Consider the following 19300-nt stretch of genomic DNA (forward strand, 5'->3'; position numbering starts at 1 on the left):
GCTCACGGCCGGTCTGTTCCTCCGGTGTCACTCGCTGCGGGGCTCTTGCCAGGCCGCGATCGGGTTGCCGAGCCACCGGGTCCGCGCGGGCAACTGCTCGCCGCGCATCACCAGGGACGCGGGTCCGACCGTGGTGTCCGCCCCGACCGAGGCCGCGGGCAGGACCACCCCGTTGGACCCTAGTGTCGCACCCCGTTCCAGCACGACGGAATCGATGCGCATGATCCGGTCGTGGAACAGGTGGGTCTGCAGGACGCAGCCCTGGTTGACGGTCGCGCCGTCGCCCAGCCGGATGAGGTCGGTCTCGGGCAGCCAGTACGTGCCGCACCACACGCCGCGGCCGATGCTGGCGCCGAGCGAGCGCATCCACAGGTTGAGCGGGGCGGTGCCGAGCCAGGGCTCGGCGAACCAGGGCGCGCCGAGCACCTCGACGAAGTTGTCGGCCAGTTCGTTCCGCCACACGAACGAGCTCCACAGCGGCCGGTCGCCGGCGGTGATCCGGCCGACCACGGCCCACTTGGCGATCGTCGTGATCGCGGCGGCGGCGATCCCGGCCCCGGCGAGCACGATGCCGCCGAGCAGCACCGCGGTCTGGACGCCGTAGGTCCCGGCGAGCCATTCGAACGCCGCGGCGGCCAGGACGCCGACGGCCACGGTGAGCATCGCGGGGATGACCCGGCAGGCCTCGACGGCGGCGCGCGCGGCCTTCAGGCGCGTGGGCGGCCGGTAGGTGCGGGACTGGTCGGCGCTGTCGGCGTTGCGGTGCAGGCGGACCGGCGGCATGCCGAGGTAGGACGCCCCGGCCTTGGCCTTCTTGGGCGCGGCCGACAGGACGCCGATGAGGCCGCCCTTGGGGACCTTGCGGCCCGGCCCGGTCATGCCGGAGTTGCCGAGGAACGCGCGCTTGCCGACCCGGGCGCGGGCGATCCGCATCCGGCCGCCGCCGAGCTCGTACGGGGCGACCATGGTGTCGTCGGCCAGGAAGGCGCCGTCGGCGACCGAGGTCATGGTGGGCAGCGCCAGCACGGTCGACATCTCGACGTCGCGGCCGACCTTCATGCCGAGGGCGCGCAGCCAGGCCGGGGTGAGGACGCTGGCGTAGAGCGGGAAGAGCCAGACGCGGGCCATCGCCATGAGGCGGCTGGTCGCCCAGGCCTGCCAGGCCTGGCGGCTGTGAACCGGGTGGTCGCCCTCGTTCAGGCCAAGGCCGAGCAGCCGGACCGAGACCAGGGTGACGGCTGCGAACGTGCCCATGGCGGCGAGCGTCACCAGCGGCACGGCGGCCAGCGCGACCGGCAGGGCCTCGCCCAGCGTGGTCGTACCGTTCAGCATCGCCAGCAGCACGGCGAGGCCGGGCAGGGCGGCGGCGAGCGGCAGGAGGCTCAGCAGGATGGCCGACAGGCCGTAGGCCACGGTCCAGCGGCGCAGGCGGGGCGGCCGTTCGGCCGCGGGCTTGGGCGCCTTGCCCGCGCGGACGGCGGGGGCACCGGCCCAGCGCTGCCGGGCGGGGACGCGGCCGGTGACCGCCGCGCCGGGCGCGACCTGGGCGTTCTTGCCGATGCGCGCGCCGGGGAAGAGCATGGCCCGGGCGCCGACGACGGCGCCCACGCCGACCCGGATCTCGCCGATGTGCAGGAGGTCGCCGTCGAGCCAGTGGCCGCTCAGGTCGACCTCGGGCTCGATCGCCGCGTGCTCGCCCAGGCGGAGCAGACCGGTGAGCGGCGGAGGCGAGTGCAGGTCGACGTCGCGGCCGATGCGGGCGCCGAGCGCGCGTGCGTAGAAGGCGAACCAGGGCGCGCCCGACAGCTCGGCGGCGCCGAGGCGGGCGGCGAGCTGCTCGGTGGCCCACAGCCGCAGGTGCACCGAGCCGCCGCGCGGATAGGTGCCGGGCGTCACGCCGCGCAGCAGCAGCCGCGCGCCCCCGGCCGTCAGCGCCATCCGCCCGGCTGGCGCCACGAACAGCAGGGCGCCGCTGAGCACCCACCACCAGGAGACGTGCGGGATCCAGGGCAGGCCGGCGATGTTGCCGGCGGCGGCGAGCCCGACGACCCAGCGCATCGCGCCGAGCGTGAGCAGCGGGATCATGAGCAGGGTCTGGGCGAGCTGGGCCCGGCGCGGCATGGGCTTCACGACGCGGTCGGAGACCGCCAGGACGGTCTCCTCCTCGGCGGTGCCCAGGTGGGCGGCCAGGCCGCGCAGCGTCGGGTTCTCGTAGACGTCGCCGACCGCGACCGACGCGAAGCGCGGGCGCAGGGCCGAGACCAGGCGGGCCGCGCCGAGGCTGCTGCCGCCCAGGGCGAAGAAGTCGGCGCCGGGACCGGAGGGGCGCTCCCCGAGGACCTCGGCCCACTGGTCGGCGAGCCACTCCTCGGTGTCGGTCATCGGCTCGGCGGCGGTGTCCTGCTCAGCCCGGCCGGATGCGCCGGATGCGCCGGGCGTGCCGGGCAGGGGCCAGGGCAGCGCGTCGCGGTCGACCTTGCCGGAGGTACGGGTCGGGAGGGTCTCGACGAGGGCCAGCCGGGGAACGAGCGCGGCGGGCAGTTCCTCGCGGAGGCGTTCGCGGGCGGCGTCCTCGTCGAAGCCCTCGCCGGGCACGAGGTAGCCGACCAGGATCTGGTGGCCGGTGCCGCGGACGGCCGCGGCGGCGCCGGTGACGCCCGGCAGGGCCTGCAGCGCGGCGTCCACCTCGCCGAGCTCGATGCGCCGCCCGCCGAGCTTGACCTGCTCGTCGGCGCGGCCGACGAAGACCAGGCCCTCGGGGTCGGCCTTGACCAGGTCGCCGCTGCGGTAGGCGCGGTCCCAGCCGAGCGAGTCCAGTGGGGCGTACTTCTCGGCGTCCTTGGCCGGGTCGAGGTAGCGGGCCAGCCCGGCGCCGCCGATCACCAGCTCGCCGGTCTCGCCCTCGGCGACCGGCTCGCCGGTCTTGTCGACCACGGCCAGGTCCCAGCCGTCCAGCGGGAGCCCGATCCGTACCGGGCCCTCGCCGCCGAGCGGCGCGGCGCAGGCGACCACGGTGGCCTCGGTCGGGCCGTAGGTGTTCCAGACCTGGCGGCCGCCGGTCGCGAGGCGCGCGGCCAGCTCGGGCGGGCAGGCCTCCCCGCCGAAGATCAGCAGCCGGACGCCGTCCAGCGTCTCGACCGGCCACAGCGCGGCGAGCGTCGGCACCGTGGAGACCACGGTGATCCCCTGCTCGACGAGCCAGGGGCCCAGGTCGACGCCGGTACGGACCAGGGAGCGGGGCGCGGGGACCAGGCAGGCGCCGTGCCGCCAGGCCAGCCACATCTCCTCGCAGGAGGCGTCGAAGGCGACCGACAGCCCGGCCAGCACCCGGTCGGACTCGCGGGCGGGGAACAGCCGCGCCTCGGCGTCCACGAAGGCGGCGGCGCTGCGGTGGGTGACCGCCACGCCCTTGGGCTTGCCGGTGGACCCGGAGGTGAAGATGATCCAGGCGTCGTCCTGCAGGCCGGGACGGCCCGACCGGCGGCCCGGGATCCCCCGCATCGTGATCTCACGCCCGGCGCCGATGACCGCGCAGACCTCGGCCTCGCCGAAGACCAGCGCGGCGCGTTCCTCGGGGTCGTCGGCGTCGACCGGCACGTAGGCGGCGCCGGCGCTGAGGACGCCGAGGATCGCGACATAAAGGTCGGCGGTGCCCGACGGCACCCGTACGCCGACCCGGTCGCCGGGCCCGACGCCCTGCTGCTCCAGCTCCTTGGCCACCCGCCCGGCTTCGGAGAGCAGGGCGGTGTAGTCGAGGCGGACGGTGCCGTCGTCGAGGGCGGCGGCGTACGGATGCCGCCGCGCCGTCTCGTCCAGGACGTCCAGAAGCGTGCGGGCGGGCGGTGCGGTACGCGCGGAGGTGAGGACCGCGCGCTCCGCGGCGGCCATGAGTGGACGCAAACTCTCCCCCGGTGTCGAGGCGAACGGCGGCCTCTGGGGGCCCGGCACCTTCGTCGCGTCCCGTACCACGCGGGACCGGTGCGGCCCTGCCGCCACGGTGGCGCGTGGATCGCGCCACCGGGGATTCTGATGTCAATCCCCGCGGCGGCTCGGGGTCACGAGCGCCGCTCAGCCCGACACTTTACTCGATGGGAGTGAATACGCTCGGTATCGGCCCTACCGGTCGACCATGCCGCGGACCGGGCTCCGGACCTAGGGCAGCACCCCCGCCACGTACTCGTCCTGCTGGTTCCGCGGGATCGGATGGGTCTGGGTGAAAACGGACGCGAACGAGGGTCCGACGTGGTCAAGGCCCATGTAGTCGCCCAGGAAGAGCCCGCCCGCGTCGGGCGCCAGGCCGACGTCGAACGAGCCACCGACGTGCTGCTCGCGCCAGGCCGAGGCGTCGCGGGCGCAGCCGCCGCTACGGCACGTGACGATCCAGTAGTCGGTAAGAGCGCCCGGCCCCGGCGTGTTGCGCCGGAAGTCGTAGTAGGTGACGCCGACCGTGCCGCCCGCCGCGACGTCCACCATGGCCGTCCAGGCCTGGCCGTTGCCCTGCGGAGCGGAGTCGGGGGTCTTGCTGACCTTGAGCGGCTTGGACCAGTGGCGGCCGCCGTCGTCCGAGGATGTGAGCATGATCGCCGCCTTGCTGCGGGTCACCGAGGCGTCCTGCCACACCACGTACAGCCGGCCGGTCTTGGCGTCGACGGCGATGTCCGGCACGATGTCGGCGGTCCGCAGGTCCCGGTGCTGATCCGGGTCGACGATCTCGGCCGGGTCGATCGCGGCCACGTTGATCGGCTTTGACCAGGTCCGGCCATGGTCGGTGGAACGCATCACACGGACGAGGTTGTCGCCCACGGGCTCGGGCGCGGCCTTCGGTCGGGGCTTGGCCCACGGCCGGTCCGGCTCCTCGCCGCCGCCGGCCGGGCCGTCGAAGAACAGGTCGATGAGAGTGCCGTCGGGCTGGACCACGATCTGGTTGGAGATGGTGAACCGCGGCGTCGGGTCGTAGATCATCCGGGCGGGCTCCCAACTGCGGCCGCCGTCGGTCGTCCGGGAGAACCAGACCGGCTGGCCGCCCTGCTCGTTGGTGCGGTCCCACACCGCGTAGGCGCGCTTGGCGCTGGTCGGGTCGGCGGTGACGAGCTCCTTGTCATTCTGCAGCAGCTCGTCGGTGTCGCTCTTCAGCGTGGTCGGCGCGCCCCAGTGGTCGCCGCCGTCGACCGACTTGGACACCAGGATCGCGTTGCCGAAGTCGTTGGCGTTGAACGACAGCGAGATCGCGTACAGGTCACCGTTCCGCGCGAAGCTGACGCCCGGGTCGGAGGCGCGCTCGTAGGTGCCGCCGCTGCACTGCGAGATCCCCGGGACGACGACCTGTCTCCAGTGCCTCCCGCCGTCGTGGGTGACGCTGGTGACCAGGCCGTGCGCGCCGCCGTCGTTCCAGCGGTCCTGCTGGTACTCGGTGACGATGTTGTGCGGGTCCCTGGGGTTGACCGAGATCCAGGGCTCCACCTCGGCGCCCGGATGGTTGACGCTGGTCGGCGTCGTCCCTGCCGTGCAGCCCGGGAACGGCGTCTTGCCCGTCACCTTGACGGGGCCCACCACCGCCTTCGGGAGTGGGGCTGCGAGTGCCGGCGCGCCGGTCAGAGCGAGCGCGAGCACCCCTGCGGTCACCGCTGAGATCGTGGTTCGCTGTCGCATGGCCACAGTCGAGCACCGTGGTGCGGGGGCGACCAGGCTGATGGCCGTAGCCGGGCGGAGGATGGCGGGTTCCGGTCACCGCGGGGCGGCGTCACCGACCTCGAAGACCTCGGGGTTGACGCAGTGGAGGGGGAGTTCGCCGGCGCGCATCCGTTCGATGTCCTCGGCGAGAACGCGGGCGTGGTTGTCCTCGGCGTCGTAGGTCGCGCCGCCGATGTGCGGCGTGAGAACGACGTTGGGCAGCGCGGCCAGCGGATGGCCCGGGTCGAGCCATTCGCCGGCGAAGTGGTCCAGCCCGGCGCCCGCGAGATGGCCGGACGCGAGGACGTCGACCAGGGCGTCGGTGTCGTGCAGTTCGGCGCGCGCGGTGTTGAGGTAGATCGCGCCCTCCCTCATCGCGGAGAACTGGCGCTCGCCGATCATCCCCCGGGTCTCGTCGTTCAGCGCGGCGTGCACGGAGACGACGTCGGAGGCGCCGATCAGCTCGGGCAGGCGATGGGTCGCGCCCGGAACGTTCGGGTCGCAGCCGATGACGCGCATGCCCAGGCCTTCCATGCGCCACCAGACCGCCCGGCCGACCGCGCCCATGCCGACGACGCCGAACGTGCGCCCGGCCAGCTGCCAGGCCCGGTGCCGCTGGTACGGGATCACGCCGCCGTCGTAGACCGCGCCCGCCCGGACCTCGCGGTCGGCGGTGACGACGCCGCGCGCCACGGCGAACAGCAGCGCCACGGTGAGCTCGGCGACCGCGTCGGCGTCGCGGCCGGGCGTGTGCAGGACGGGGATGCCGCGTTCGGTGGCGGCGGCCACGTCCACGTTCACCGGGTCGCTCCGCGTGACGCCGATGAGCTCCAGCGGGAGATCGAGCACCGGCCCGGACACCTCATCGCCCTCGGTGATGAGCAGGGTCGCCCCGGTCTCCTCGATCCGGCGGGCGAGATCGGCGGCCTGATAGAGCCGGAACGGCCGCTGCTCGGCGGCCGGGTCGTACACCACGTCCTCGGTGAGTTTGCCTATCTGCTCCCATCCCGGTCCGCGCATCGCCGCGAGCACCAGGGCACGGCCCCTTTTGTCGCTCATGTCACCCACCGTTCCCGATCAGGAGGAGTCGATGCGGGCCGGGACGACGGCCGGGGATCGGCTGTATGGTGACGATCCGCCGGTGATCCACATCACACGAGGACGGTGAGCCATGCCGGACGACGAGCATCGCGGTCTGGAGGCGTCCGGCATCACGGTCAGGTTCGGCGGGGTCACGGCGGTGGACGGCGCCGGGCTGGAGGCGCCGCCCGGCACGGTGACCGCGCTCATCGGGCCGAACGGCGCGGGCAAGACCACGTTCTTCGACGTCGTCACCGGCCTGCGGCGACCGGCGGGCGGCACCGTTCACTTCGAGGGCGCCGACCTCACCGGCCGCGCCCCGCATGAGCGCGCCCGTCGCGGGATCGCCCGCACGTTCCAGCGCCCGGAGGTCTTCGGGGCACTGACCGTACGGGAGAACGTGCAGGTCGCCGCCGAGATCCACGCCGCCACACGCGACGTTCCCGGACGCACCCGGGCGGACCGGTGGCGGCGGCGCCGGGCCGCCCGCCGTCAGACCGGCGAGGCGGCCGACGCGCTGCTGGAGCGGCTCGGGATCGCCCAGTACGCGCAGTGCCGCGCCGGCACCGTGCCGGCCGGGGTCGCGCGGCTGGTCGAGCTGGCGCGTGCGCTGGCGACCGGGCCCCGGCTGCTCCTGCTGGACGAGCCGTCGGCGGGCCTGCCGGTGCCGGCCTCGCGCTCGCTGGAATGCCTGCTGCGCGACCTGGCCGCCGACGGACTGGCGGTGCTGCTGGTCGAGCACGACATGGACCAGGTGATGGGCGTCTGCGACGTCCTGTACGTGCTGGACTCGGGGCGGGTGATCGCCTCGGGACCGCCGGTGGAGGTGCGGTCGAACCCCCGGGTGCGGGAGGCCTACCTCGGCGCGGCGCGATCACCCCGATCCCCTGAGCGCGGGACGGGACCCGCGGCGTCAGCAGGCGGCCGGCACCGGCTCCTTGGCGGTCTCGGCGGCCGATGACGCCGCTCCCCCGCGACCCAGCGTTCCGGCGAGCACGGACATCAGGACGGCCGCGCAGGTGATGACCGCGAAGGAGACCCGGTAGGAGGTGGCACCGGCCACCCAGCCGGTGATGGCGGGCGCGGTGAGACCCGACAGGTAGGTGATGGTGGCGACGCCCGCCACGCCCTCGCCGGGCGTACGGCCCTGGTTGCCCGCCGCCGCGAACACCAGCGGGACCACCGCCGCGACGCCCATGCCGATCAACGCGAAGCCCGTGATCCCCTGTACGGCCGACTGCGCGGTGACGACCAGCACGCCGCCCACGGCCGCGACGACGCCGCCGTACCGGACCATCGACACCTGCCCGATGCGGCCCACCACGTGGTCGGCGACCAGCCGGGTGGAGGCCATGAACAGCATGAAGATGGTGAAGCTCGCGGCGGCCAGGCCCGGCCCCGCGTGGGTGACCTTGGACAGGTAGACCGCGGCCCAGTCGGCGCTGGACCCTTCGGCGAACGTTCCGCAGAAGCCGACGACGCCGATCGCCAGGATCGCCCGCGACGGCAGCGCGAAGCGGCGCGGCGCCGGGCCCTCCGGCTCGGCGTCGTCGGGCATCAGGTCGCGGGACACCAGCAGGCCCAGGGACAGCAGGATCACGGCGGCGACGCCCAGGTGCAGGCGGGCGTCGATCCCGGCGTGGGCGGCCAGGATGCCCGCGCCGCCCGCGATGAGGCTGCCGACGCACCACATGCCGTGCAGCCCGGACATGATCGAGCGGCCCAGGCGCCGCTCCAGGGTGACCGCGTGCCCGTTCATCACCACGTCGGACATGCCGGCGGTCGCGCCGTACAGCAGGAACGCCGCGAACAGCCAGACGGGCGCGGGCGCCAGGGAGGGCAGGGCGACGGCGGCGCACCACAGCGCGATGAGCATGCGGGTGGCGGTGCGGGCGCCGATGCGGTGGGCGAGGCGGCTGGCGGTCGGCATGCCGATGAACGCGCCGACGGAGGGACAGAGCAGGGCGAGGCCAAGGACGCCGGGGCTCAGCTGCAGGTGGTCCTGGATCCAGGGGATCCGGGTGGCCAGGCTGCCGCCGGCGGCGCCGTGCACGGCGAAGACGAGGGCGATGGCGCGGTGGTTGCTCATGATCTCAATTAATTATCAGGCAGGGTTCCTGATGAAAAGACCCAAAGCTAGGATGATCCCCGTGAAGACCGCCACACCGGCCCTGGCACGGGCGATCAACGACCGCCTGGCGCTCGACCTGATGCTCGAACACGGCCCGCTGACCGCGCCCCAGCTGCGCACCATGACCGGGCTGTCCCGGCCGACCGTCTCCGACCTGGTCGAGCGGCTCACCACCGAGGGCCTGATCGAGGTGACCGGCGAGAGCGGCGGCGACCGGCGCGGCCCGAAGGCGCGCCTGTACGGGCTGATCGCCGAGCGGGCGCACGTCGCCGGGGTGGACCTGCGCCGGTACGCGGCGCACGTCGAGGTCGCCGACATCACCGGCAGGCAGGCCGGCTCGGCGCACCGCGACATCCCCTCCGGGCCGCTGGCCGAGGTGGTGGCGGAGGCGGTCACCGAGGCCGCGGGCGGGCACGCGCTCCAGACGATCGTGATCGGCGCGCCCGGCCTGGTCGACCCGCGCACCGGCCTGGGCAGCGACCCGCTCACCGGGCCCGAGTGCGACGGCCTGGTCCCGGGTTGGCGCAGCGACCTGCGCCAGGCCGTCGAGTCCCTGGTCGGCGTGCCGGTCGTGCTGGAGAACGAGGTCAACCTCGCCTCCATCGCCGAGCACCGCGCCGGGGCGGCGGCGGGCCACGACGACTTCGCGCTGCTGTGGCTGGACGACGGCGTCGGCGCGGGCGTCGTGCTCGGCGGGCGGCTCCGCCGGGGCGCCTCGGGCGGCGCGGGCGAGGTCGGCCTGCTGAACATCGACGGCGAGACGTTCTGCGATCTGGTGGAGACCGCAGGGACCGAGGCGACGGTCCTGGCCGACCGGATCGTCAAGGGCGTCTTCGCGCTGGTCGCGGTACTGGACCCGGGCCTGGTCGTGCTCGGCGGCGGCATCGGCCGCACGGGCGGCGACGCGCTGGCGGCGATGGTCGCCGAACGCCTGGACGCCCTGTCCCCCGCGCCCGCCGAGATCCGCGCGACCACGGTCGAGGGGAACGCGATCCTGCGCGGCGCCGTGCTGACCGCGCTCGACCTGGCCCGCGACGAGATCTACGGCTGAGCGACGCGCCCGGCCGCTACCTCACCAGGTGTCGATCCAGGGGCGCGGCTCCACCGGGCCCTCCGGGGCGTCACCGAACGCCGTGGTGATGAGGCGGCGCGTGTCGGCGGGGTCGATGACGTCGTCGAGCTCGAACACGCTCGCCGCGTTGAGCGCCTTGCCGTGCTCGTACGCCAGGCCGACCATCTGCTCGAACAGCGCCTGCGGGTCCTCGGCCTCCTCCAGCTCCTTGCGGAAGCCGAGCCGGACCGCGCCCTCCAGGCCCATGCCGCCGACCTCGCCGGTCGGCCAGGCGACGGTGGCCAGCGGCGCCTGGAACGTACCGCCCGCCATCGCCTGCGCGCCCAGCCCGTAGGCCTTGCGGAGCACGACGGTGACGAACGGGACGCGCAGGTTCGCGCCGATCACGAACAGCCTGCTGAAGTGCCGCACGGTCGCGGTGCGCTCGGCGTCCGGGCCGACCATGAAGCCGGGGGTGTCGCAGAGCGAGACGACCGGGAGGCCGTGGGCGTCGCACAGCTGCAGGAACCGGGCGGCCTTGTCGGCGGCGTCGCGGTCGATCGCGCCGCCCAGGTGAACGGGGTTGTTGGCGATCAGGCCCATCGGCCTGCCCTCGATGCGGACCAGCGCGGTGATGATGCCGGCGCCGAAGCCGCGCCGCAGTTCCAGGACCGAGTCCTGGTCGGCGAGGTGGTCGATGACCTGGCGGACGTCGTAGGCGCGCAGCCGGTTCTCGGGGATCAGATGGCGGAGCGTCCGCTGGTCGGCGGCCGTCCAGTCGGCGGTGGGCCCCTGGAAGTAGGACAGGTAGCGCTTGGCGACGCTGACCGCTTCCGCCTCGTCTTCGACGAGGATGTCGATGACGCCGTTCGGGACCTGGTCGGCGACCGGTCCGATCTCCTCGGGTCGGAAGACGCCCAGGCCACCGCCCTCGATCATCGCCGGGCCGCCCATGCCGATGTTGGCGTCGCGGGTGGCGATGATGACGTCGCAGCAGCCCAGCAGCGCCGCGTTCCCGGCGAAGCAACGGCCCGCGACGATCCCGATGGAGGGCACCAGGCCGCTGAGGCGCCCCATGGCGTGGAAGCTCAGGACGTCCAGGCCGGACACCATGGTGGTGTCGGAGTCGTTCGGCCGCCCTCCCCCGCCCTCGGCGAACAGGATCAGCGGCAGGCGGCGCCGCTCGGTCAGCTCCAGCAGGCGGTCGGTCTTGCGGTGGCCCAGGTTGCCCTGGGTGCCCGCCATGACCATGTAGTCGTAGGACACGACCATGCACTGGCCGCCGTTGACCTCGCCGATGCCGCCGATCAGGCCGTCGGCGGGCGTGCGGGCGATCAGGTCGTCCAGGGAGCGGCGGCGCCGCTGGGCGGCCAGGACCAGCGCGCCGTACTCGACGAACGTCCCGTCGTCGCACAGGTCGTCGATGTTCTCGCGCGCGGTGCGGTGGCCGCGCGCGTGCCGCTTGGCGACCGCGTCGGGCCGGGCGGCGTCCAGGCCGATCTCGTGCCTGCTCCGCGCCTCGGCCAGGTCGGGGCGGATCTCGTCGAGGTCGATCGCGGCCTCGTCGTCGGCATGGTCGCCGTCCACCTCGGCGGGCTCGGTGAACAGCAGCGGTGCCCCGGCGGCGACGGTGACGCCCGGCGCGACGGCGAGCCCGGTGACGATCCCGGGCTCGGCGGCGCGGACGACGTGCTCCATCTTCATCGCCTCGAGGATCACGACGGGCGTCCCCGGCCGTACGAGCTCGCCCTCGGCGACCTCGACGGCGACCACGGTGCCCTGCAGCGGCGCCGTCACCGGAACCGATCCGGCGGGGCTCGGAAGCACGGTGTGGGCCGGCACGGTGTCGGCCCGCGCGCCGTCGTCGGTGGGGAGTTCGGCGAGGTGGTCGGCGATGAAGCCGGTGTCCACGCCGCCCCCGGCGAAGTCGGGGTGGCGCAGGATCGCCCGCAGCAGGGGAACGGTCGTGGCGACGCCGGTGAGGTCGAACTCCCCGAGGGCCCGGTCGGCACGGCGGACCGCGTCGGGGAAGTCCCCGGCGAGCACGATCACCTTGGCCAGCAGCGAGTCGTACCGGGGGCTCGTGCGGTAGCCGGGGTAGCCGTGGGTGTCCACGCGGACGCCCGGGCCTCCCGGCGGCATGAACGAGGTCAGCGTCCCGGCGTGCGGGACGGGCGATCCATCGGGCCCGAGCGTCTCGGTGTTGACGCGGACCTGGATCGCCGAGCCGTTCACCGGCGGCGGGCGTTCCATCTTCAGGTCCGCGAGGGTCAGCCCGTCGGCGATCCGGAACTGGGTCTTCACCAGGTCCAGGCCCGTGATCTCCTCGGTGACGGTGTGCTCGACCTGGAGCCGCGGGTTGGCCTCCAGGAACCAGAACTCGTCCCCGGCCACCAGGAACTCGAACGTGCCGAGGCTGCCGTAGCGTGCCCTTTCGGCCATGCGCAGGGCCGCGTTGAGGATGCCCTCCCGGACGCCATCGTCCAGCCGGGGCGCGGGGGCGATCTCGATGAGCTTCTGGTGGCGCCGCTGAACGCTGCAGTCGCGGTCCCACAGGTGGACGACGGCGCCGGTGCCGTCACCGACGATCTGCACCTCGATGTGCCGGGGATGCGGGACGTGCCGTTCGACGTAGACCTCGGCGCGGCCGAACGCGCCGAGCGCCTCCGAGGCGCACCGCTCGTAGGCCTCGGGCAGGTCGGCGGGGTCCTCGACGACCCGCATGCCGCGCCCGCCGCCGCCGGCGACGGCCTTCAGCATCACCGGGCCGTGCCGCCCGGCGAACGCGAGCGCCTCGTCGAGCGTGGTCGGGCCGTTCGTGCCCGGGATCAGCGGCACGCCGAGCTCGGCGGCCAGCGCCCGCGAGCGGGTCTTGTCGCCGAACAGCTCCAGCAGTTCCGGACGTGGCCCGACGAAGGTCAGCCCGGCCTCGGCGCAGCGCTGGGCGAACGAGGCGTTCTCGCTCAGCAGGCCGTAGCCGGGGTGGACGGCGTCGGCGCCGGTGTCCTTGGCGGCGGCGAGGACGGCGTCGGCGTCGAGATAGCCCGCGACGCCCTCACCCGGCAGCTCGCGGGACTCGTCGGCCCGGCGTACGTGCAGCGAGCCGGCGTCGTCGGGGGTGTGGACCGCGACGGTCCTGATGCCCAGCTCGGCCGCCGCCCGCATCACCCGCAGGGTGACCTCGCCGCGGTTGGCCACCAGGACCTTGTTCATGCCTTCTCCGCCCTCAGCGAGTACATCATCGGCACGCGCGGACGCCCCTCGGGGAGCCGGTAGACGGTGCCGTCCCGTTCCAGCGACTTGTAGCGCTCGAAGAGCGTGAAGTCGTGCTCGTGCAGGAACTCCAGCCGCAGCCCGGCGCCGGTCAGCGCGCTCACCACCGAGCCGATGCCGTGCTGGAACTGCACGGAGCGGTTGTTGGTGGTGGCGGCCTCGGTGTCGGTGTAGGTGCCGGGTTCGTCCCACACCTGCGGCTGGTCGTCGAAGTAGTCGTAGGCGACCGTGCGGCCCTCCTCGTCGTCCAGAACGTCCGCGAACGGGTGGAATTCGACCAGGTAGAGGTGGCCACCGGGTTCGAGGAGGTCGACGACGGTCCGCGCCCATCGTTCGAGGTCGGGAAGCCAGACCAGGGCGCCGAGCCCGGTGTAGACGATGTCGTAGGTCTCCCCCAGCGCCTCCGGGGCCGAGTAGACGTCCGAGACGACGAAACGGGCGGGCAGGCCCTCCTCGGCCGCCAGGCCCTGGGCGGCGGCGATCGCGGGGCCGGAGAAGTCCAGCCCGGTCACCACCGCGCCCCGGCGCGCCCACGACAATGTGTCCAGGCCGAAATGGCACTGCAGGTGGACCAGCCGCCGACCCGACACATCGCCCAACTCGGCGGGCTCGAAGCCGCGCAGCGCCGAAACGCCCTTCCGGAAGCCCTCCACGTCGTAGAAATCGCTGGTGACGTGGATCGGGACGCGCTCGTCCCACAGGGCCCGGTTGAGTGTCAGGTAGTCGTCGGCCATGTCTTGACGATAATGGTCGCATCGAACCGGAAGGAGAACCGGATGACCGGCGAGCGGCGCTCCCTGCGCGACGCCCTGCTGGACGCGGCGTCCGAGCTGCTCGTGCAGCGCGGCTACCGCGGCGTCCGGATGCAGGACGTCGCGGCGTCCGTCGGAGTGAGCAGGCAGACCGTCTACAACGAGTTCGGCGACAAGTGGGGCCTGGCCCAGGCGATCGTCATGCGCGACAACGAGCTCTATCTGGACGACATCGACCGGATCCTCAGCGAGCACGCCGACCTGTACTCGGCGGTGGCCGAGGCGGTCCGCTACACCCTCGAGACCTCCCAGGACGACCCGATCAAGAAGGTGGTGCTCACCGGCGCCGGCGGGGACGAGCTGCTCCCCCTGCTGACCACGCAGGCCGAGCCGCTGATGTTCACCGCCCGCACCCGCATCATCGAGCACGCCCTGGCCCAGTGGCCCGAGCTGGACCGCACCGAGCTGGCCGAGATCGCCGAGGTCGCCCTGCGGCTCACCATCAGCAACATGATCCTTCCCGGCGACCCACCGGAGCGGGTGGCCGCGCTCATCGCCCGGATGGTCGTCCGCTACCTGGGCACGCCGGTGCCCGAGGGCGACCGGGCCGACGCGTAACGTGATCACCCGCGGGGAATGATCAGCTGAGGTGACCGGCGCGGGGCCGGTCCGGGCCGTTCGGGGGACCGGTCGTGCGCAGGCCGTGGCTCGTCACGCGCTGGCGGCACCGGCGCCGCCGGATCTGGGTGCTGCCCACCCTCATGATCGTGGGATCGATCCTGCTGTCGTGGCTGCTGCCGTGGCTGGACCGCTGGCGCGCCGATGATCCTGACCTGGGCGACGGGCTGATCCAGTTCGACCTGGGCGCGACCGCCAGCCTGCTGGCCTCGGTGGCCAGCGGCGTGATCGCCTTCAGCGGCTTCGTGTTCACGGCGGTGACGCTGGCGCTGCAGTTCGGCACCAGCACGTTCTCCGCCCGGCTGATCCCGGTCTTCCAGCGCGACCTGGTGGTGCGGCTCGCGCTCGGGGTGTTCACCTCCACGTTCGTCTACTCGGTGCTGATCGCCGCGCGGCTCGGCGTGCGCGAGACCGACTACAAGCCGGTCGTGGCGGTGCTGTTCGGGGTCGGCCTGGCCGTCGCGAGCGTGCTGGTCTTCTTCCTGCTCATCAACCGGATCGTCGACCTGCTGCGGGTGGTGCGGCTGCTGCGCCGGGTCGCCTCGTACGGCCGGTACGCGATCGACAAGACCTACCCCGACCCGCACCTGGACCCCGAGATCCAGGAGGTCCCCTCCCCCGGCACGTCCCGTGTCCTGCGCTACGGCGGCCGGTCCGGGGCGCTGCTGGCGGTGAACGCCGCCGGCCTCGCCAAGATCGCCGAACGCCATGACCTGGTGGTGACCCTGGTGCCCGCGCCCGGCGACTTCCTGGCCCCCGGCAACGAGCTGCTGCGCATCGAAGGCGACGTGACCGACCTGCACCCGGGGCCGATCCACCGCTGCCTCATCGTCGGCGAGGAACGGGCCCTGGACAACGACCCGGGGTTCGCGCTGCGCGCCATCGTCGACGTCGCCAACAAGGCCCTGTCGCCCGCCATCAACGACCCCACCACGGCCGTCCAGGCGATCGACTACCTGGAGGAGCTGCTCATCCGGCTCGGCAACCGCGACCTCGGCATCGGCGTCACCACCGACGAGCGGGGCGCGGTCCGGCTGCGCATGCGCACCCCCACCTGGGAGGACTTCGTCTCGCTGGCCACCGACGAGATCCGTCACTTCGGCGGCGACTCCCTGCAGGTCCTGCGCCGCCTTCGCGCCATGCTGGAGGACGTCTCGGCGGCCGTTCCCCCCGACCGCAGGCCTGTCCTGCGGATCCGCCGCGCCGCCGTGGACGCCGCCGCCCGGGCGGCCTTCCCCGATCCGCCCGACCACGGCCTGGCCCTGCTCCCCGACGCGCAAGGCCTCGGATCGGGCGAACGCGCCCCCGAATAATCCGTCGCGGCGGCGCGGTGTCGGCCGCTACCGTCGTCAGATCACCTCGCGGCTGCTGAACCCGAGGCCAACGCCCCTTGGTGTGGCGCATCTTGTGGCGCATCTCTTGCGGCGCACTGCGCCATGCCCTCCATTCGTTCAGCAGCCCGAAGGACATTCCCCACCATGCGTGTTCGCCAAGACCACCGTCTTGTCCGCATCGACGACCACTGGCTCCAGCTCCCCAACCGCTGGGACATCCCCGTCCACGTCTGCGCCGACGCCCGCGTGCCGCTCGAACCGGCCGCCGTCGACGAGGCCCTCGGCGTCCTGGAGACCGCCGACACGCTGCGCCGCCTCGCCGAGGCGACGCCCGGCTACGACGGCCCCGAGCCCCGCATCACCCGCGTCGCCCTCACCCCCGACTTCCACAAGGGAGCCGGGATCCCGATCGGCACCGTTCTGGAGACCGAGCACGCGCTGCTCCCGCAGGCCGTCGGCAACGACGTCAACTGCGGCATGCGGCTGGAGGTCACCGGACTGAACGTCGACCGCGTGCGGCCCCGGCTGGACGCGCTGGAGCGGCGGCTGCGGTACCTGTTCTTCGAGGGCGGCCGCCGGATCGCGCTCACCCCGGCCCAGCGCGAGGGCCTGCTCCGCGACGGCCTGCCCGGCCTGATGCTCGCCGGGGACGCCGAGCCGTCCTGGCCGGGCCTTCAGCCCGGCGACGCCGAGGACTGCGTGGACCGGGTGCACGCCTCCGGCTTCCCGGTCGCGACGGCCGAGGCGTTCGCCGACTGGGTCGCGGGCTCGGGCGGGACCGGCCACGACAGCGTGATCGGCGGCATCGGCGGAGGGAACCACTTCGCCGAGCTGCAGTACGTCTCCGCCGTGCACGATCCGGCCGCCGCGCACGCCTGGGGCCTGTCGGTCGGCACGGTCGTGACGATGGTGCACAGCGGTTCGCTCTCGCTCGGGCACCAGGCGGGCGCGACCGGCCTGGACCGGCTCCGCGCCGGGTGGCCGCGCAGTCTGCCCAGGCCACGGAACGGGATCCTGCCGTTCCTGTTCGACGAACGTTCCGAGCCCGCCCGCCGCCGCTACCTCGACTCGTTCGGCAACGCCGCCAACTTCGCGCTCGGCAACCGGTTCTTCCTGTCGCTCACGATGCGGGCGGGGCTGGCGGCCGAGTGCGGCGAGGCGTCCGCCCGGCTGCTGTACGACGCTCCGCACAACCTGCTCTGGCAGGACGGCGACCGGGTCGTGCACCGCAAGGGCGCGACTCCCGCGGGCGGTGACGGTACGTGGGGCGAGCCGGTGATCGTGCCCGGCTCGATGGGGGCGTCCAGCTTCGTGCTGCGCGGCACCGGCGACCGGCGCACGCTCGCCAGCGCCTGCCACGGCGCGGGCCGCCGCATCCCGCGCGGCGCGACGGCCCGCGCCGGCGACGCCGAGCTGGACGCCTTCCTGCGGGAGTTCCGCGTGGTCACGCCGCTGAACCACCGCGACCCGATGGTGGCGCGGCGTTCGGACGTCATGGCGGCCTGGCGGCGCGACCTCAAGCAGGAGGCGCCGTGGGCTTACAAGGACATCGGCCCGGTCGTGTCGAGCCTGGACGCGGGCGGCGTCGCGCTGCCGGTCGCCGAGCTGCGTCCGTTGCTGACGGTAAAAGGGTGAAATGCTCTCCGCTCGGCGGACATGTGGTGGTCGTCCGGTTCCGCACGACGAGAGGATGCCCCTTGCCAGCCACCCCGAAGGCTTCGCGGCCACCCGACGACGGGCGGCGCCGCTTCGAGGAGCTCTACGCCGCGCACCGCGCGCAGATCCTCGGCTACGCACTGCGGCGCACGGCCGATCCGCAGGACGCGGCCGACATCCTCGCCGAGACGTTCCTGGTCGCCTGGCGGCGGCTGGAGGCCGTCCCGCACGGGACCGAGGCCCGGTTGTGGCTGTACGGCGTCGCGCGCCGCGTCCTCGCCAACCACCACCGGGGCGCACGTCGCAGGTCGGCGCTGAACCTGGACCTGGCGGATCGCCTGCGCAGTGACCTGGCGGTCCATCACGTTCCGGAGGATCCGGGCGAGCTCGCCTCGGTCGCCGAGGCGTTCCGCGAACTGCCCGAAGGCGACCGGGAGCTGCTGGCGCTGGTCGGGTGGGAGGGCCTGGACCACGGCGAGATCGCCACCGTCCTCGGCTGCTCCCGCAACGCGGTGCGGATACGGCTGCACCGCGCCCGCCGCCGGTTCGCCCGCGAGCTGGAGCGGCGGGGCGCCTCGGCGCCCCAATCCCGCACCCTGGCCACCGCCCATGGAGAAAGCGCATGAACGACATCGACACCCTGGTCGGCCGGATCGCGCCCGTCACCGACGCCCGCGCCGCCGAACTGCTCTCCGACGAGGCCGCCGCCGAGCTCGCCGACCGGATCGTGAGCTCCTCGGCCGAGACGCCCGAGGAGGTCTCCTCGCCCGGCCGTCCCCGGCGGCGCCTCACCATCGGGCTGCCGCTCCTGGCCACCGGCCTCGCGGGCGCCACGGCCGTGACCGCTCTGGTCTTCTCGTCCGGTGGCGGATCCCCGGCACCCGGTCCTTCCACGACCTCGACCTCGCACGCGCCGAAGGTCCAGCTCGCCGCGGCGCTCACCTTCACGCGCAAGGGCGGCCACATCGACGTGCGGATCCGCGACCCGTACGCCGACCCCAAGCGCTACAAGGAGGAGTTCGCCAAGCGCGGGCTCGACGTGGACCTGACGCTGATCCCGTCCTCTCCCTCGATCGTCGGGAGCGTGGTGATGATCGAGGGCGACATCACCCCCATCAACGAGAAGGGCGCCTGCGCGGTCGCCAGCGGCGGCGACGACTGCCCGGTGGGAGTACGCATCCCCGCCGGGTACAAGGGGCACGCGGCGGTCGCCTTCGCGCGGGCGGCACGCCCCGGCGAGCAGTACAACAGCACGGCCAACGCCGACGCGCCCGGCGAGGTCATGCACGGGATGGTCTACCGCAAGCGGCGGGTGTCGGAGGTCCTCGCCGCACTCGCCAAGCGTCACGTCACGGTGCCCGAGTACAGGTACGAGCACGGCAACGAGAGCAAGGCCGCCTACCCGGGGCAGATTCCCGGCGACTGGTACGTCCATGACGCCAGCCCCTGGGCGGCCGGGCAGGTCATGCTCTTCGTCGGGCCGCACCCCACCGAGCGTCCGGGAGACGCCGCGCCGCCGAACGTGGATCCGAACGCGCCCGACACCCCGCCGCCCGGCGCCACGCCCGCCGCGACCCCGAGCGCAACGCCCACGAGCTGACCCGAACCACCGGATCTGCCCGTCTCGATCAGCCCCGTCTCGATCAGCCCCGTCTCGATCAGCCCGTCTGGATCA

At 73.6% G+C, this 19300-nt stretch carries 13 protein-coding genes; 7 read left to right on the forward strand and 6 right to left on the reverse strand.

What is annotated here, in order from left to right; genetic code table 11:
* Nucleotides 1–27: 27 nt before the first annotated feature.
* From J4573_RS10470 to J4573_RS10480, 3 genes are all read right to left on the reverse strand, one after another.
* The gene (locus tag J4573_RS10470; protein ID WP_243772811.1) at nt 28–3888 is read right to left on the reverse strand and encodes a Pls/PosA family non-ribosomal peptide synthetase; all 3861 of its coding nucleotides are present in this window, start codon (nt 3886–3888) and stop codon (nt 28–30) included.
* A gap of 264 nt (nt 3889–4152) precedes the next feature.
* Nucleotides 4153–5649, reverse strand: a complete 1497-nt coding sequence (locus tag J4573_RS10475; RefSeq protein WP_208255157.1) for a sialidase family protein — start codon at nt 5647–5649, stop codon at nt 4153–4155.
* Nucleotides 5650–5724: 75 nt separating this feature from the next.
* The gene (locus J4573_RS10480) at nt 5725–6729 is read right to left on the reverse strand and encodes an NAD(P)-dependent oxidoreductase (protein ID WP_208255158.1); all 1005 of its coding nucleotides are present in this window, start codon (nt 6727–6729) and stop codon (nt 5725–5727) included.
* Between the two features lie 112 nt (nt 6730–6841).
* On the opposite strand from J4573_RS10480, the gene J4573_RS10485 reads away from it, so the two are divergent.
* Nucleotides 6842–7711: an ABC transporter ATP-binding protein gene (locus J4573_RS10485; RefSeq protein WP_208255159.1), complete on the forward strand. Its 870-nt coding sequence runs from the start codon at nt 6842–6844 to the stop codon at nt 7709–7711.
* On the opposite strand, the gene J4573_RS10490 is transcribed toward J4573_RS10485, so the two are convergent.
* Nucleotides 7664–8839, reverse strand: coding sequence for an MFS transporter (locus J4573_RS10490; RefSeq protein WP_208255160.1), 1176 nt, complete (start codon nt 8837–8839; stop codon nt 7664–7666). The two genes, J4573_RS10485 and J4573_RS10490, sit on opposite strands and share 48 nt — an antisense overlap.
* Nucleotides 8840–8900: 61 nt before the next feature.
* On the opposite strand from J4573_RS10490, the gene J4573_RS10495 reads away from it, so the two are divergent.
* Complete coding sequence (locus J4573_RS10495; protein WP_307796590.1) at nt 8901–9932, forward strand: ROK family transcriptional regulator; 1032 nt, start codon at nt 8901–8903, stop codon at nt 9930–9932.
* Between the two features lie 21 nt (nt 9933–9953).
* On the opposite strand, the gene J4573_RS10500 is transcribed toward J4573_RS10495, so the two are convergent.
* Together J4573_RS10500 and J4573_RS10505 are read right to left on the reverse strand one after the other, a co-directional pair.
* On the reverse strand, nt 9954–13145 hold the full coding sequence (locus J4573_RS10500; RefSeq protein WP_208255162.1) for a carboxyl transferase domain-containing protein: 3192 nt from the start codon (nt 13143–13145) through the stop codon (nt 9954–9956).
* Nucleotides 13142–13939 carry a class I SAM-dependent methyltransferase gene (locus J4573_RS10505; protein ID WP_208255163.1) on the reverse strand — a complete coding sequence of 266 codons (798 nt, stop codon included), beginning with the start codon at nt 13937–13939 and terminating at the stop codon, nt 13142–13144. The genes J4573_RS10500 and J4573_RS10505 overlap by 4 nt, the downstream gene beginning before the upstream one ends.
* Before the next feature lie 42 nt (nt 13940–13981).
* Here J4573_RS10505 and J4573_RS10510 point away from each other — a divergent pair, with 42 nt between their 5' ends.
* From J4573_RS10510 to J4573_RS10530, 5 genes are all read left to right on the forward strand, one after another.
* Nucleotides 13982–14575, forward strand: coding sequence for a TetR/AcrR family transcriptional regulator (locus J4573_RS10510; protein ID WP_208255164.1), 594 nt, complete (start codon nt 13982–13984; stop codon nt 14573–14575).
* A gap of 74 nt (nt 14576–14649) precedes the next feature.
* Complete coding sequence (locus J4573_RS10515; RefSeq protein ID WP_208255165.1) at nt 14650–15948, forward strand: DUF2254 domain-containing protein; 1299 nt, start codon at nt 14650–14652, stop codon at nt 15946–15948.
* A gap of 165 nt (nt 15949–16113) precedes the next feature.
* A complete protein-coding gene (locus tag J4573_RS10520; protein ID WP_208255166.1) occupies nt 16114–17604 on the forward strand; it encodes an RtcB family protein in 1491 nt (496 codons plus the stop codon).
* Between the two features lie 62 nt (nt 17605–17666).
* Complete coding sequence (locus J4573_RS10525) at nt 17667–18251, forward strand: RNA polymerase sigma factor (RefSeq protein ID WP_208255167.1); 585 nt, start codon at nt 17667–17669, stop codon at nt 18249–18251.
* Nucleotides 18248–19225 (forward strand): hypothetical protein, encoded by a 978-nt coding sequence (locus J4573_RS10530; RefSeq protein ID WP_208255168.1) that lies wholly within the window; start codon nt 18248–18250, stop codon nt 19223–19225. Before J4573_RS10525 ends, J4573_RS10530 begins: the two co-directional genes overlap by 4 nt.
* The last annotated feature ends 75 nt before the right edge of the window (nt 19226–19300 follow it).

Origin of the sequence: Actinomadura barringtoniae (assembly GCF_017573505.1) — a bacterium.
In the GTDB taxonomy this organism is placed as follows: Bacteria; Actinomycetota; Actinomycetes; order Streptosporangiales; family Streptosporangiaceae; genus Spirillospora; species Spirillospora barringtoniae.

Bases quoted from the DNA above. Each gene is read 5' to 3' on its own strand.
- J4573_RS10485 (WP_208255159.1), top strand. From the start codon at position 6,842: ATGCCGGACGACGAGCATCGCGGTCTGGAGGCGTCCGGCATCACGGTC.
- J4573_RS10530 (WP_208255168.1), top strand. From the start codon at position 18,248: ATGAACGACATCGACACCCTGGTCGGCCGGATCGCGCCCGTCACCGAC.
- J4573_RS10475 (WP_208255157.1), bottom strand. From the start codon at position 5,649: ATGCGACAGCGAACCACGATCTCAGCGGTGACCGCAGGGGTGCTCGCG.
- J4573_RS10510 (WP_208255164.1), top strand. From the start codon at position 13,982: ATGACCGGCGAGCGGCGCTCCCTGCGCGACGCCCTGCTGGACGCGGCG.
- J4573_RS10470 (WP_243772811.1), bottom strand. From the start codon at position 3,888: ATGGCCGCCGCGGAGCGCGCGGTCCTCACCTCCGCGCGTACCGCACCG.
- J4573_RS10505 (WP_208255163.1), bottom strand. From the start codon at position 13,939: ATGGCCGACGACTACCTGACACTCAACCGGGCCCTGTGGGACGAGCGC.
- J4573_RS10480 (WP_208255158.1), bottom strand. From the start codon at position 6,729: ATGAGCGACAAAAGGGGCCGTGCCCTGGTGCTCGCGGCGATGCGCGGA.
- J4573_RS10490 (WP_208255160.1), bottom strand. From the start codon at position 8,839: ATGAGCAACCACCGCGCCATCGCCCTCGTCTTCGCCGTGCACGGCGCC.
- J4573_RS10500 (WP_208255162.1), bottom strand. From the start codon at position 13,145: ATGAACAAGGTCCTGGTGGCCAACCGCGGCGAGGTCACCCTGCGGGTG.
- J4573_RS10520 (WP_208255166.1), top strand. From the start codon at position 16,114: ATGCGTGTTCGCCAAGACCACCGTCTTGTCCGCATCGACGACCACTGG.